The following is a 13,137-nucleotide window of genomic DNA, read 5'->3' as shown; positions in this document are numbered from 1 at the left end:
GCGCTGTTTTATAGTGGTTTCTTATCGTCGCTAACCCTTTGCTGCCAGCTTAAGGGTTAAATTGGCGCGTAAACCGCCAAGTTGGCTGTGCTCTAGCGTAAGATCGCCGCGATAGCTGTAGGCCATTTCCGCGACTATATTCAGTCCCAGGCCGGTACCTGGCGTGGTCTCATCAAGGCGAACACCCCGTTTCAGCACCTGAGTGAGGTGTTCCTCCGCAATTCCTGGCCCGTTATCTTCGATGATGAGAGTAAGCTGATCGTCGCTTGCCAGTGTGCTATGGACTCGAATTTGGCTGCGTGCCCATTTGTAGCTGTTTTCAAGTAAGTTACCCAACATCTCATCGAGATCGCTTTGATCGACGGCCACCTCCAGTTCACTGTCCAGCTCGTTGATCAGCAATAGCTCGCGCTCGGCATAGACTTTATCGAACGCCATGGAAATGGCATCGACACGCTCAGAAGGGTTGGATTTCACCGAAAGAATATTCATCGATCCTGCCATTCGAGCGCGACCAAGATGATAATCAATATGCTGCTGAATCTGTTCAACCGGTGGTAAGAGCTTGTGGCTTGATTCGACATCCAATTGGCTGATTTCGTTACGCAAAACAGATAGCGGTGTTTTTAAGGAGTGAGATAAGTTGCCCGCATGGTTGCGAGCTCGTTGCAACAACTCTTGATAATGGAAGAGGAGGGCATTGAGATCATCGATCAGCGGTGATACCTCCGTTGGATAATTGGCTTCGAGCTGTTGTTGGCTACCGGCTCTTAGCGCTTTGAGCTCGCGTTGTAATTTCCCTAATGGTCGGAACGACCAAGCGATTTGCAAGCCAATCACGGTCATGACGCCAACAAAGAGCAGACCGAGGATCATCCACAGTTGTCCAGTTAAATGGTCCAAGGTGGATTTCATCGGCGCTTCATCCATGCCAATCACAATGTGGACGGGTTTCACGTACTCAGGGAGAAACACATCCTGCTCTAACACAATTAAACGTTCGTTTTTCGCCCCAAGTACTGTTTTTCGGATGGCACCCTGCTTGATTTGAATGGTGCGATCCCAAAGAGAGCGAGAACGCAGAGTTTGGTTGTTGATGGTTGCCGTCCAATATAGGCCGCTGTATGGCTGACTGAAACGAGGATCGGAAAGCCGTGATGAAAGAACAATGCTCCCATTCTTACCGGCTTCGAGGTTGGCCGAAATTTCATCTAATGCTAAGCGCAGTTGGCTTTCCACATCACTGACTAAATACTCTTTGACCAGCTTGGGAATCCCGACACCAGCGGCAATGATCATTGCGGTCACCCACAGGCAAGCCGCCAAAAAAAGGCGGCTTTTTAAGCTAAGGTGTTTGTACAGCGGTCGCTTAGTTGGCATTGAGCTGATACCCAAGGCCGCGAACGGTTTTTATGATATTGGGCGCGATCTTCTTACGAATGCGTCCAATGAAGACTTCAATGGTATTGGAATCACGGTCGAAGTCTTGCTTGTAGATGTGTTCCACCAGCTCAGTACGTGAAATCACTTTATCGGCGTTATGCACAAAATAGGCAACCACTTTGTATTCAAGTGCGGTCAAACTCACCGCCTGACCCTGCCACATCACTTTTGATGTACGTGTGTCCAAGCTGAGGTCTCCGATTTGCATCACCGGTGATGCGTTACCGGAGGCTCGGCGCAGTTGGGCACGAATGCGAGCGATCAGTTCAACCATTTCAAACGGTTTGGTTAAGTAATCATCGGCACCTGCGTTTAAGCCTTCCACGCGCTGAGTAAGGGTATCTCGGGCACTTAAAATAACAACGGGTGTGTTGATGTTTTCGTCACGAATGCCTTTTAGTACGGTTAGCCCGTCTAACTTTGGTAGGCCCAGATCCAGCACCATTGCATCCCACTCTTCTGACGTCGCACGATACAAAGCATCGATTCCATCTTGAGAAAGCTCAGGCACCCAGCCCGTTTTTTCGAGGGATTCAATAATCTGTTCGCCCAAACGAGGGTCATCTTCCACTACCAAAATTTTCATATGATCTTTCTCTATTTCTTGATGACGTCGTGTAAATTTCGACCTTTTATCTCAATGAGTTCCAAGGTGGTGGCGTTGTACTCCACTTTAATGACGTGATTATCATGGACCAATTTTAACTCATAGATCCATTCATCATCATCTTCTTCTAACTCGACTTTGATCAGGCGACCATTGAGTTGTTTGTCGACGGTAGAATAAAGTTCAGAAAAAGGCTTGATCAACCCTTGCTGCACCGCTTGGTATACTTCGTTCTGATCTTCATCAAACTCGATTGCAGTGCCTTCTTTGTAGACGTCCTGTACAAGTCTGTGGCCATCTTGCTCAAGGTTTTGCGCCATAGCGGGCGCAACAAGGAGAGAAGAGAATAAAAGAGCGCAAGTGAGCTTACTATTTAACATGTTCTTACCTTGGTAAAGAGTGTGAGCCGAGTATAAATGAATAAAGATGAATCGAAAGTGAACCTTGCCGCTCTCCGAACTCTGGCTAGCGCTCTTGCAGTTCATCTTCAAAAATTTTATCGCGCATCTTCCAAAAACGGCCGCTTTTTCGGGCAATGACAAATTGTGGCGGTCGGAATCGATGCTGGTGAGCCACCACTTTAGTTGGCGAGGCCTCTTCGAAAGGACGATGTTTGTCCGCCAAGTGAGGTCGCACAAACTGATTCTTAAACAGCAATTTCTGTTTGGCGGTGGTTAAAGGCCAAAATTCATGCACTTGGGCTTGATTATCGCCAAGATAGCTGACTTTTAGCTGCGATTTGCCTTCAGGATTTTTATGCACACTCAACACCATCTCAAGACATTCAAACACCAACGCATCTTTGAGATTTAACGCCTCTTTGAGCTTTTTATCTGGGTCCACTAAAGTGGCATCGCATTCGTGGCAGATGCGCGCCGCAATGTCATTATCAGCGCCACATTCACCGCAATATTTGGCGCGAAAGCGATAACCGCAATGCTCTCGCTCTCCACTCTCTTCGTCAGTGAAATACCCTTGGCAGCGTCGGCCAAAGTGCTCCAACAAAAAGCCATTGCTGTCGAGCTTGCCCCAAAAGTTGTTATTAAAGCCGCAAGCAGGGCAGGGAATGGTGATGATCTCACTGTTTGAGTCTGGTTTGGGATCGCCGACTTCTGGTTGATAAAGGTCATAGCTGTTGCCCGCGTAGTCGAGCACTAAACATTCTTCTTTGCCGGGGGAGAGCCTCAAACCACGCCCAACAATTTGTTGATAAAGGCTGATGGACTCGGTAGGGCGCAGAATCGCAATCAGATCAACATGGGGCGCATCAAAACCTGTTGTGAGCACCGAGACGTTGACCAAAAACTTGATTTCACGCGCTTTGAAGCGACGGATGATCTCATCTCGTTCTGGAGTCGGAGTGTCGCCAATGACGATAGCGCTGTCATCTGCCGGCAATAAGCCGTGGATCTCCTGGGCATGACGCACCGTTGCTGCAAAAATCATCACACCTTGCTTGGTTTGGGCGAGATGAAGGATTTGCTCTACGATCTGCGGTGTCGCACGCTTGGCTTTATCGATCACCATATCCAGCTCTGCTTCTTTATAGCGGCCTGTATTGGCGGGTTTCAACTGTGAAAAATCGTACGCCAAGACGGGTGCGTCCATCATTCTGGCTGGGGTAAGAAAGCCTTCGTCGAGCAAATAGCGAATGGGCAATTCAAAAATACAATCGCGGAAAAATCGCGCTTCTTCGCTGCGAACTTGGCCACGAGTGTGATACTGGTAAATCCAGCCGATACCTAAGCGATAGGGTGTCGCCGTTAGGCCGAGGATTTTTATCCCCGGGTTGAGCTCCGTTAAATGGCTAATGACTTTTTGATAGCTGCTGCTTTTTTCTTCCGGAACTCGGTGGCATTCATCGATCACCAGTAGAGAGAATTGATTACGAAACTGCTCTAAGTTTCGGACGACCGATTGGACAGAGGCGAAAACCACCTGATGTTGGGTTTCTTTTCGTCCTAATCCTGCCGAAAAAATAGAACCTTGTAGACCATATCCTTCATATTTCGCATGGTTTTGTTCAACCAGCTCTTTCACATGCGCCAGAACCAATACGCGTCCTCTCGCCAATCGCGCCAATTCGGCAATCACTAAACTTTTGCCCGCCCCTGTCGGCAAGACAATGACTGCCGGCGTTGAATGGCGGCGAAAATAGTGCACAACGGCTTTGACTGAGTCTGCTTGATAAGGTCTGAGGGTGTACATGGAAACGATGAAATCACTCAACTATTCTTTGTGAGCTCGCTATAATACCCGACCTTAACCAGATGAGGTATTCATGCGTTTAGATAAATTTCTTTGCGATGCGCTTGGCGCGACGCGAAAAGAGGCCACTAAGATCCTAAAAAGTGGTGAAGTGACCGTTAACGAACAAGTGCAAAAAAGTGGTGCGGTAAAAGTAACGGAAGAGTGTGTTGTTGAATGGCAAGGGCGCGAACTGGTTACGCAAGGACCGCGTTACATTATGCTTTACAAGCCTGAAGGTTTTGTCTGCTCGCATGAAGATGGTTTCAACCACACTGCGTTTGTTCTATTAGACGAAGTAAAAATGGATGAGCTTCATTTTGCAGGTCGTTTGGATGTCGATACCACGGGGTTGGTGTTGATCACCGACGACGGTAAGTGGTCACACCGTATTACTTCGCCTAAGCATAAATGCGACAAGACTTACCGTGTTTGGTTGGCGGACCCGATAGGCAGTGATTATGCAGAAAAACTGGCTGCAGGCGTACAATTGCGTAACGAAAAGGAGCTAACACTTCCAGCGCAGATGACGATCGTCAATGCGGACGAAAACGAAGTGCTGTTGACTATCCATGAGGGTAAATACCATCAAGTGAAACGTATGTTCGCGGCATTGGGTAACAAAGTTGAGCAATTACATCGTGAGCGTATTGGTGCGATCGAACTGGATGAAAACCTTGAGCCGGGAGAGTACCGTTACCTCACTCAGGAAGAAATAGACTCTGTTTGGAAATGATTTAGTTCCTATAAGGAACTAGTGTTTCTGCCTAATCTGTATCACAATAATTCAGCCTGCTGACATTTCTTTAACCTCTTCACGCAGGCTGCTATGGCATCACGCCATCATTTCCCTCCCAGAATTTCTAGCAGAAAGGACAACGGCCAACGTTTGGCAAACTGTTGTGGAACATGGGCAACGAGATTGTATTGTGACCGGAGTGTTGCGACGCAATCGCAACCAAAACGGAGAATCAATGACGAATCAATCTCAAGCCGTTAGCCAATCACAAATTAGCCTCTTTTTGTTTGCTGTACTCGGTGCCATCGGTGCGTTGACACCCTTAGCCATCGACATGTATCTACCAGCGATGCCGACCATTGCACGCGATTTGGGTGTCGATGCTGGTGCGGTGCAGTTTACTTTAACCGCTTATACTGCAGGTTTTGCGCTCGGCCAACTGATTCATGGTCCATTGGCAGACAGTTTTGGCCGACGTCCGGTTTTGTTGCTTGGGGTGCTCTTTTTTGGCCTAGCGGCGGTGGTCAGTGCCACCACTAATGGCATTGATGCGTTAACGTATGTGCGCACGGCGCAAGGCTTTGCTGGTGCCGCGGCTGCGGTGATCATTCAAGCCGTGGTTCGCGATATGTTTGATCGCGAGGACTTTGCGCGTGCGATGTCGTTCGTCACATTGGTGATCACTATTGCGCCTCTTGTCGCGCCGATGATCGGTGGTCACCTCGCTATTTGGTTTGGTTGGCGTTCAATTTTCTGGGTGCTGGCGTTTTTTGCCGTTATCGTGATCGCCCTTGTTTGGTGGCAAATACCAGAAACACTCAAGGTAGAAAACCGACAGCCATTGCGCTTCAAAACGACCATGCGTAATTACTTAAAGTTATGCTGTAACAAAACGGCAATGGGGTTGATTCTGTCTGGCGCGTTCTCTTTCTCGGGAATGTTTGCTTTTTTAACCGCAGGCTCGTTTGTCTATATTGATATTTACGGCATTTCACCCGATCAGTTTGGCTATTTGTTTGGTTTGAACATTGTTGCGATGATTATCATGACCAGCCTAAATGGTCGAATGGTGAAGAAAGTGGGATCGCATTTCATGTTGCGTTTGGGTCTGACTGTTCAATTGATCGCCGGTCTTGGTCTATTTGTCAGTTGGCTACTAGACCTTGGGCTATGGGGCACGGTACCATTCGTGGTTCTATTTATCGGCACACTTTCTACCATCGGCAGTAACGCAATGGCGCTATTGCTTTCTGGCTACCCTAATATGGCAGGAACGGCGTCTTCTCTTGCGGGCACATTGCGTTTTGGCACTGGCTCTCTAGTTGGTGCTTTGGTTGCCATACTGCCATCAGGAGTGACTTGGCCTATGGTGCTAGTGATGTCTGCGTGCTCTGTGCTTTCAGCACTGTTTTATTGGATTTTCGGACGAAAAGCATAATGTCGAACTACACAAGTGAAATTCAGCGCTTAGTGAATACCGCGCTCGCTGAGCTGGCTGCGGAACATCAATCGGGCAAATTGGTCGACGCACCGATTGCCAACAACCACTTTTTGGTACGTTGGGTGACCAAAGCGCTGAAAGGTCAGCGTTTCGATCGTTGTGTTGTCGCGGACTTAACTCGCTGGCAAAAAGCAGGACGCTCGAAAGGAAACGACGCGGCGCTGTTGCCAACGTTCCAACGTATTTCTGCGTTTTATGCTTCGTTCTTTGCCCAAGAGGGCGCACCAAAAGCGATTACCGACAAACAGATCGAAGCTTTTCTCGATGAAATGGAAAACGCGGGCTGGGAAGTGTCGACTTCAGATCCGATTGTCGGCTGTGGCAAAGTGCAGATTTTCACGGAAGGACAGAACTCTTTGGCACTGTGCGCGCAGCAGTGCGAAAACTGTTTTGACGGCGAGCTATTAGTGAAACCGATGAGCTGGTTTGTTCGTGGTCACCATGCCGGTTTCGTTGAGAAAGCGAGCGCAGCTGGGTTTATGGTTCACAAGGTGACGGACTATAAATCTAACGTCAAATATCATGGTGAATATTTGGTGTTCCCGAGCAACCTCGGTAACCAATTGGCGGAGATCCCGCTGAGCTTTACTTGCTAGTGGTTAGGCAGACACTTCAGAGAAGGCGCTAATGGTTTAGCGCCTTTTTTACGATCGCTTTCACCATGCCATTAAAAATAAACAGGTGAGCAGGCATCATGGCGAACCAGTAAAGCAGGCCCGGAAAACCTTGCGGATGCCACCACGCGGTGACATTGAGCTCCCGATAATGGCCATGATCGTGGATGGTAAACTCGAGTCGACCTAAACCTGGTCCCTTCATACCGAAAAACAGCGAAAGAAATTGCTGCTTTTCACAGCGAATTACTTTCCAAGAATCGATGTAGTCGCCAACTTTTAGCTCGGGACCGAGTGGAGAGCGGCGAATAGGCCGAGAGCCACCAAAGAGCACATCGAGCCATTCTCGAGTGCGCCATAAGATATCGGCAAAAAAGTACCCCTCTTTGCGATTGCCAATTTTTTGCACCCACTTCCAAAGTGACTCTGCGCTTGCTTGGGTGCGTATGCTTGCTCCTGCCTGTTTGGCGTAGTAACCGTAGCCTGGCTGCCAACGTTGAAGTGCGGTTGGATCAAATCCCCAAACATTGCTCCTCACGAAAGTACCTTCATTTTTAACCGCTTGAGCCACAGCGTCTTGGTAACGAATCAGTGGCTGAGGGTATTTTTCTCTTATTGCTTGGGAGCTGGCAATGTAGTCGTGCTCTAAGCCTGCCAAAAGGGCTTTGCCGATATTGCTCGGTACAGATGTGACCAACCCTAGCCAATAGGAGGCCATTTTAGGCGTAAGTAGTGAGGTGGAAACCAAGCGAAAAGGGCGCTTAGTTGCCTGACAAATTAAACGAAACTGTTCTCTATATGAGAGGGTATCAGGACCACCAACTTCATACATGGCACTCTCTTTGACGTCTTCTTCTGCCAAACAGAGTAAGTAGTGATTCAAGTTTTCTAATGCAATAGGGTTGGCTTTTGAGTCGACCCACTTCGGTGCGATCAAAACGGGTAAGTGGTAAACAAAATCACGCATAATTTCGAAAGCGGCAGAGCCTGGGCCAATGATAACGCCTGCACGAAGCTCGGTGACGGGGATATTGGCTTTGCGAATCACATCCCCGGTCATTTTTCTCGCCAGTAAATGCTGCGAGCAGCCCGATTGGGGTTGGATGGCACTGAGATAAATGACGTGCTTAACATTGCTGCCCACAAGTGCTTGGTAGAAATGATCGGCAAGCGATAACTCGTAGTCGACAAAGTCGTGTCCATGCGCCATGCCGTGTACAAGGAAGTATATGAGCTCAAATTGGGGGATCAGTGCATGGGTTTGTTCTTGATCGGCCAGATTGAGGTAGTGAAAAGTCAGAGAAGGGTGGGGCAGCACTCGCGCTCGCAAATGATCTATGTGCCTTGCCGCCGCCGTGACCTGATAACCTTGTTCAAGAAGCTTTGGGATCAACTGTGAACCAACGTAGCCAGAGGCCCCTAACACCAGCACTTTTTTCATTCCGTTTTCCTTAACGAGTAATGCATCTGTCTGAGTATTTTCATGTTGTCGCATTTTCATTGTCGACTCAAGCGCTTGCTGTCTATTTTGTCGGTAAGTGACTTAAAAAGGAGGGGTTTTGATTCAAGGCAAAAGAAAACCAAAATAGCGTGATGTAGAGCTCAAAATACTTCCGGTTATCAGGTTTTTAGTGTAGATTCTGGTTCCAATTTCTCAAAGCAATAAAGTGATTAGATCAATGCTACAACTTTCAGACCTATGTAAAGGCTATGTGGATGGAGGCGAGTTTCATCCCGTACTACAAGGTGCTGAATTGTCCCTAAAGCAAGGGGAACAACTTGCTTTGATGGGGGAAAGTGGCTCAGGTAAAAGCACTTTGTTGAATTTGATTTCCGGTCTCGACATTGTTGATTCTGGCGAAATTATGTTTCCGGGATTTGCTATGAACGATGCTCCAGAGCATCTTCGAACTGCCTACCGCCGAAATAATATTGGGCATATTTTCCAGCAATTCAACCTGTTGCCAACACTCAATATTGCCGACAATATTCGTTTTTGCCGCCAATTAAAGGGCCTTCCTGATGATAAGGGGTTGTGGCGCCAAATTTTATCGGCTTTGGATCTCATGCCGCTTCTTGGGCGCTATCCGGAAGAAGTGTCTGGGGGACAACAGCAGAGAGCGGCCATTGCTCGTGCGTTGTATATGGAACCCAAATTGCTGTTGGCGGATGAACCGACAGGCAGCCTTGATGAACGCAATGCCGAAGCGGTTATGCGCTTACTCACCTCGCTTACCCGTCAGCTAAACTGCACCTTATTGTTGGTCACGCACAGTGAAAAAGTGGCCAAACACATGGAAGGGATGATTCGTCTGCAAGGGGGGCAACTGCATGTTATGGCCCGTAGTTAAGGCACTACTCGGTCACTACAGACGTTACCCGCTACAAATTTTATTGGTGTGGCTTGGCCTCACGTTAGGTGTGTCTTTATTGGTTGGCGTCACAGCTATTAACCATCATGCGCAAGAAAGCTATCAAAACGGCGAGAAACTCTTCAATAACCCTTTGCCATATCGCATTCGCCCAAAGCACAGCGCCAATAAGATTCCCCAAGGTTTTTATATTCAATTACGCCGAGCCGGTTTTCAGCAATGTACGCCATTTGATATGCACCATATCAAAACGGCAGATGGTATGGGGCTGACGTTGATCGGTATGGATCCGGTTGCCATGCTGCAGTTGGAGAAAGAGACCTCTTTAAATCGTGCCACTTCACTGGCGTTAATGAATCCACCTTATCCCATTCTTATTAGCCAAGATCTTGCTGAACACATGGCATGGCAAGATGGCGATTTTATTGCTTTAGAAGATGGCAGCCAGTTGGGGCCTTTACGTGTTGACCGTGAACAACGCTTAAATGGCAGCCGTATGGTCGCTGACATTTCATTGTTGCGCATGCTAAAACGCAGCTCTGGTTTATCGGTGATCGCTTGCGCAGAAATGCCACCAGAGAAGCTAGAGCATCTTAAACGTTATTTGCCCAATGGTTTGACGCTGGTTCGAAACAGCCAAGATGAACTGGAATCATTGACCAAAGCATTTCACCTTAATCTGACCGCGATGGGGATGCTTTCTTTCCTCGTTGGCTTATTTATTTTCTATCAAGCGATGTCGTTATCGCTTATCCAGCGTCAGCCGCTTGTGGGTATTTTGCGACAAACGGGTGTGACTGGCATGCAGTTAGCCAAAGCTTTATTGCTCGAGCTGACCATTTTGGTCTTAGTTGCTTGGGCTTGCGGAAATGTTTTAGGGCTGTTTTTGGCAAATGAATTGATCCCTGCTGTTTCTGCGAGTTTAGGGGATTTGTACGATGCTAACGTGGGCTTGTCGATTGGTTGGAGCTGGGAGTCGAGCTTATACAGCTTGCTTCTGGCGGTACTTGGCGCATTAATATCGTGCTTGTGGCCGCTCATTCGCTTGTTGAAATCTCAGCCCATTCGTCTGTCCGCTAAGTTATCGTTGGTGCGTTTTGCAGGCAAAGAGTTCGCTTGGCAAGCTCTCGCTGCTTGTGGTTTCGCCGTAGCGGCGATTGCCGTTTATCAAGCACCGAAGACACCAGAATCGGGCTTTACAATCATTGCACTGATGTTGATGAGTGTGGCGCTGTTCATGCCTTTTTTAATGTGGAAGGTATTTAACAGCTTCTCTTATACTTTGCGCTGGGTGAATTTACGTTGGTTTTTCGCCGATATGGCTGCCAGTATGAGTTATCGTGGTGTCGCTATGATGGCGTTTATGTTGGCGTTGGCGGCCAACATTGGCGTCGAAACCATGGTCGGCAGTTTTAGAGACACCACCGATAAGTGGTTAACTCAGCGTTTAGCTGCGGATCTTTACATTTATCCAACCAACAATTCCGCGGCGAGGTTGAGTAACTGGCTTGAAGCCCAACCGGAAGTGGATGAAGTTTGGTGGCGTTGGGAGAAAGAACTGGCGGATGAGCGTGATATCGTTCAAGTGGTCAGTACTGGCCCAAGCGACGGCGAATTGGAAGCACTAACCGTAAAATTGGGTGTGCCTAATTATTGGTATCATTTACATCACAGTAAAAGCGTCATGATCAGTGAATCGATGGCGTTAAAACTTGATATCAGACCCGGCGATTATCTTGATCTCGCTGCGCCATTAGGTGGAGGGTGGCTGGTCGTTGGGGTGTATTACGATTACGGCAATCCTTACAATCAAGTGCTGCTGTCTCATCGCAACTGGCTGTATGCATTTGCAGGCTCTGGCAACGTGGGCTTAGGCGTGTTGCTTAAAGACAACGTCAATGGCGAGGGCCTCAAGCATCGCTTGGAAAACATCTTTAGACTGACGTCTGAACGAGTGTTTGATAACAACAACATTTATAGTCAAGCGATGCGAGTCTTTGATCATACCTTTGCTATTGCCGATACCTTAGGAAATATCACACTGGTGATCGCCGTGTTTGGCCTTTTCTTCGCGACGTTAGCCGGAGAGATGAGCCGTCAAAAGAATATTTCTATTTTGAGATGTCTGGGTGTTTCGGGTAAAGAACTCATCATCCTTGGTGGTTTACAGCTATTTGTGTTCGGCGTGATTTCCGCCCTTATCGCGGTTCCACTCGGTATGGCGCTTGCCACGTTGGTGGTGGATATAGTGATTAAGCAGTCGTTTGGTTGGTCTTTGCAATTGCAAATTGATGTAATTGAGTATGGAGAGACCATTCTTTGGGCGATGATCGCGATTATGCTTGCTGGTGCATTACCCGTTATCCGTCTGGTTAAGAACACGCCAATGAAATCATTAAGGGATTCATTCTAGATGAAGTGGTTAGCTGGAAAATCCAATAATCTTGCATTAATGCTCATTTTTCTTTTGGCGGCTATGGTGACAGCTGCGATGGGCTTTTATTGGTCTCAATCTGGCACCAATGAGGCGCAAGAATATCGACTGAACAACTCTTTGGGCATACAGGACAAAACGATCTTTGAACCTGTATTACCCAATAAAAAAGTCTCTTTGCCGGAAGATTTCAAATTTCATGAGCAATACCAGCATGAATGGTGGCACTATTTTGCAACGCTGCAAGACGAATTTGGTCAATTCTACACTGTCCAGTTTAGCCTGATCCGTATCGCGACTGATGAAAGAGAAGTCAGCGGTTGGCAAAACCCTCAGCTTTATCTTGCTAACGTTGTTTTGACGGGGAAAGAAAAGATCTGGCGGGAGCAGCGTGTGGCTCGAGGAGGGATAGGCCAAGCAGGGGCAACCAATAAACCCTTTCGTATGTGGATCGATAACTGGACATGGCGCTCGTTGGGGACAACACCGTTTCCAGGAAGTCTAACAATAGCAACCGATGATTTTTCGCTGGAGCTGGCGACGAGGACGGCTGGCCCCTTTGTTCTCAATGGTGATAAAGGCTATCAACTTAAACACGATCTCGAGTCGGTTGCGTCATTCAGCATTAGCGCTCCGTTTCTCGATGTAAAAGGCAGTATGTTCTTAGAAGGGCGTCGTATTGAAGTGACGGGCAATGCGTGGCTACAAAAAGAGTGGGGTAGCAATCTTTTCGAAGAAGGGCAGCAAGGGTGGGATTGGTTCACCTTCAACCTCGACAATGACAAGGCACTGAGCATCAGCCGTTACCGTCATCAAAGTCGAGTTCCCTATATTTTTGGTACGCTATCAACGTCGTCTGGCAAAGTCATACCGTTAACGGAAAAGGATGTGACGGTTTATCCGATCCTCTACACAACGCTGGCGGACGGGAAGCGCATTCCATTGCAATGGGCGATTGAAATTCCAAGTCAAGACATCTACGTGCAAACGAAAGCGATACAGCAAGAGATGTGGTTACCCTTTTTGATTCCCTATTGGGAAGGGCCAATTAATGTGGCCGGTAGCAAGTCCGGAAGAGGCTTTATGCAATTAACGGGTTATTAAAACAATGGGCTCCTGATGGAGCCCATTGTTTTATCTGTTACGATTTATGAATAATCAATCGCTTTACTAACATCCG

11 protein-coding genes are annotated in these 13,137 nt (G+C 47.8%); 6 read left to right on the top strand and 5 right to left on the bottom strand.

Annotation, left to right across the window (positions count from 1 at the left end):
* Positions 1-30: 30 nt before the first annotated feature.
* The 4 genes from AOT11_RS00645 to radD all read right to left on the bottom strand — a co-directional run bounded on the left by AOT11_RS00645 (position 31) and on the right by radD (position 4,258).
* Positions 31-1,380 (bottom strand): ATP-binding protein, encoded by a 1,350-nt coding sequence (locus AOT11_RS00645; protein WP_026060818.1) that lies wholly within the window; start codon positions 1,378-1,380, stop codon positions 31-33.
* On the bottom strand, positions 1,370-2,029 hold the full coding sequence (locus AOT11_RS00640; RefSeq protein ID WP_011150077.1) for a response regulator transcription factor: 660 nt from the start codon (positions 2,027-2,029) through the stop codon (positions 1,370-1,372). Before AOT11_RS00640 ends, AOT11_RS00645 begins: the two co-directional genes overlap by 11 nt.
* A gap of 11 nt (positions 2,030-2,040) precedes the next feature.
* Positions 2,041-2,430 (bottom strand): PepSY domain-containing protein, encoded by a 390-nt coding sequence (locus tag AOT11_RS00635; RefSeq protein ID WP_026060817.1) that lies wholly within the window; start codon positions 2,428-2,430, stop codon positions 2,041-2,043.
* A gap of 85 nt (positions 2,431-2,515) precedes the next feature.
* On the bottom strand, positions 2,516-4,258 hold the full coding sequence (gene radD, locus AOT11_RS00630; RefSeq protein ID WP_017422199.1) for a DNA repair helicase RadD: 1,743 nt from the start codon (positions 4,256-4,258) through the stop codon (positions 2,516-2,518).
* Positions 4,259-4,331: 73 nt separating this feature from the next.
* Between radD and rsuA the strand changes: the two genes are divergently transcribed.
* From rsuA to AOT11_RS00615, 3 genes are all read left to right on the top strand, one after another.
* Complete coding sequence (gene rsuA, locus AOT11_RS00625; protein ID WP_017422198.1) at positions 4,332-5,033, top strand: 16S rRNA pseudouridine(516) synthase RsuA; 702 nt, start codon at positions 4,332-4,334, stop codon at positions 5,031-5,033.
* Between the two features lie 238 nt (positions 5,034-5,271).
* Positions 5,272-6,474, top strand: coding sequence for a Bcr/CflA family multidrug efflux MFS transporter (locus tag AOT11_RS00620; protein WP_013571975.1), 1,203 nt, complete (start codon positions 5,272-5,274; stop codon positions 6,472-6,474).
* Positions 6,474-7,133: a DUF2913 family protein gene (locus tag AOT11_RS00615; protein ID WP_017422197.1), complete on the top strand. Its 660-nt coding sequence runs from the start codon at positions 6,474-6,476 to the stop codon at positions 7,131-7,133. Before AOT11_RS00620 ends, AOT11_RS00615 begins: the two co-directional genes overlap by 1 nt.
* A gap of 28 nt (positions 7,134-7,161) precedes the next feature.
* Here AOT11_RS00615 and AOT11_RS00610 read toward each other — a convergent pair whose 3' ends face one another.
* Positions 7,162-8,592, bottom strand: coding sequence for a DUF2867 domain-containing protein (locus AOT11_RS00610; protein ID WP_026060816.1), 1,431 nt, complete (start codon positions 8,590-8,592; stop codon positions 7,162-7,164).
* Positions 8,593-8,830: 238 nt separating this feature from the next.
* Here AOT11_RS00610 and AOT11_RS00605 point away from each other — a divergent pair, with 238 nt between their 5' ends.
* Genes AOT11_RS00605 through AOT11_RS00595 form a run of 3 tightly spaced genes read left to right on the top strand, consistent with a single transcriptional unit; the run spans position 8,831 to position 13,061 of the window.
* The gene (locus AOT11_RS00605) at positions 8,831-9,502 is read left to right on the top strand and encodes an ABC transporter ATP-binding protein (RefSeq protein ID WP_020480155.1); all 672 of its coding nucleotides are present in this window, start codon (positions 8,831-8,833) and stop codon (positions 9,500-9,502) included.
* Positions 9,483-11,936 (top strand): ABC transporter permease, encoded by a 2,454-nt coding sequence (locus AOT11_RS00600; protein WP_017422194.1) that lies wholly within the window; start codon positions 9,483-9,485, stop codon positions 11,934-11,936. The genes AOT11_RS00605 and AOT11_RS00600 overlap by 20 nt, the downstream gene beginning before the upstream one ends.
* Entirely contained in the window at positions 11,937-13,061 is a 1,125-nt protein-coding gene (locus tag AOT11_RS00595; protein ID WP_017422193.1) for a lipocalin-like domain-containing protein, read from the top strand.
* The last annotated feature ends 76 nt before the right edge of the window (positions 13,062-13,137 follow it).

This window comes from Vibrio vulnificus NBRC 15645 = ATCC 27562 (genome assembly GCF_002224265.1).
GTDB lineage: Bacteria > Pseudomonadota > Gammaproteobacteria > Enterobacterales > Vibrionaceae > Vibrio > Vibrio vulnificus.
Note: the sequence above shows the minus strand (reverse complement) of the source record. Positions and strands in the feature narration are given on the sequence as shown.

Excerpts from the sequence above, each read along its gene's own strand:
- AOT11_RS00645 (WP_026060818.1), bottom strand. The coding sequence starts at position 1,380 with ATGCCAACTAAGCGACCGCTGTACAAACACCTTAGCTTAAAAAGCCGC.
- AOT11_RS00640 (WP_011150077.1), bottom strand. The coding sequence starts at position 2,029 with ATGAAAATTTTGGTAGTGGAAGATGACCCTCGTTTGGGCGAACAGATT.
- AOT11_RS00635 (WP_026060817.1), bottom strand. The coding sequence starts at position 2,430 with ATGTTAAATAGTAAGCTCACTTGCGCTCTTTTATTCTCTTCTCTCCTT.
- radD (WP_017422199.1), bottom strand. The coding sequence starts at position 4,258 with ATGTACACCCTCAGACCTTATCAAGCAGACTCAGTCAAAGCCGTTGTG.
- rsuA (WP_017422198.1), top strand. The coding sequence starts at position 4,332 with ATGCGTTTAGATAAATTTCTTTGCGATGCGCTTGGCGCGACGCGAAAA.
- AOT11_RS00620 (WP_013571975.1), top strand. The coding sequence starts at position 5,272 with ATGACGAATCAATCTCAAGCCGTTAGCCAATCACAAATTAGCCTCTTT.
- AOT11_RS00615 (WP_017422197.1), top strand. The coding sequence starts at position 6,474 with ATGTCGAACTACACAAGTGAAATTCAGCGCTTAGTGAATACCGCGCTC.
- AOT11_RS00610 (WP_026060816.1), bottom strand. The coding sequence starts at position 8,592 with ATGAAAAAAGTGCTGGTGTTAGGGGCCTCTGGCTACGTTGGTTCACAG.
- AOT11_RS00605 (WP_020480155.1), top strand. The coding sequence starts at position 8,831 with ATGCTACAACTTTCAGACCTATGTAAAGGCTATGTGGATGGAGGCGAG.
- AOT11_RS00600 (WP_017422194.1), top strand. The coding sequence starts at position 9,483 with ATGTTATGGCCCGTAGTTAAGGCACTACTCGGTCACTACAGACGTTAC.
- AOT11_RS00595 (WP_017422193.1), top strand. The coding sequence starts at position 11,937 with ATGAAGTGGTTAGCTGGAAAATCCAATAATCTTGCATTAATGCTCATT.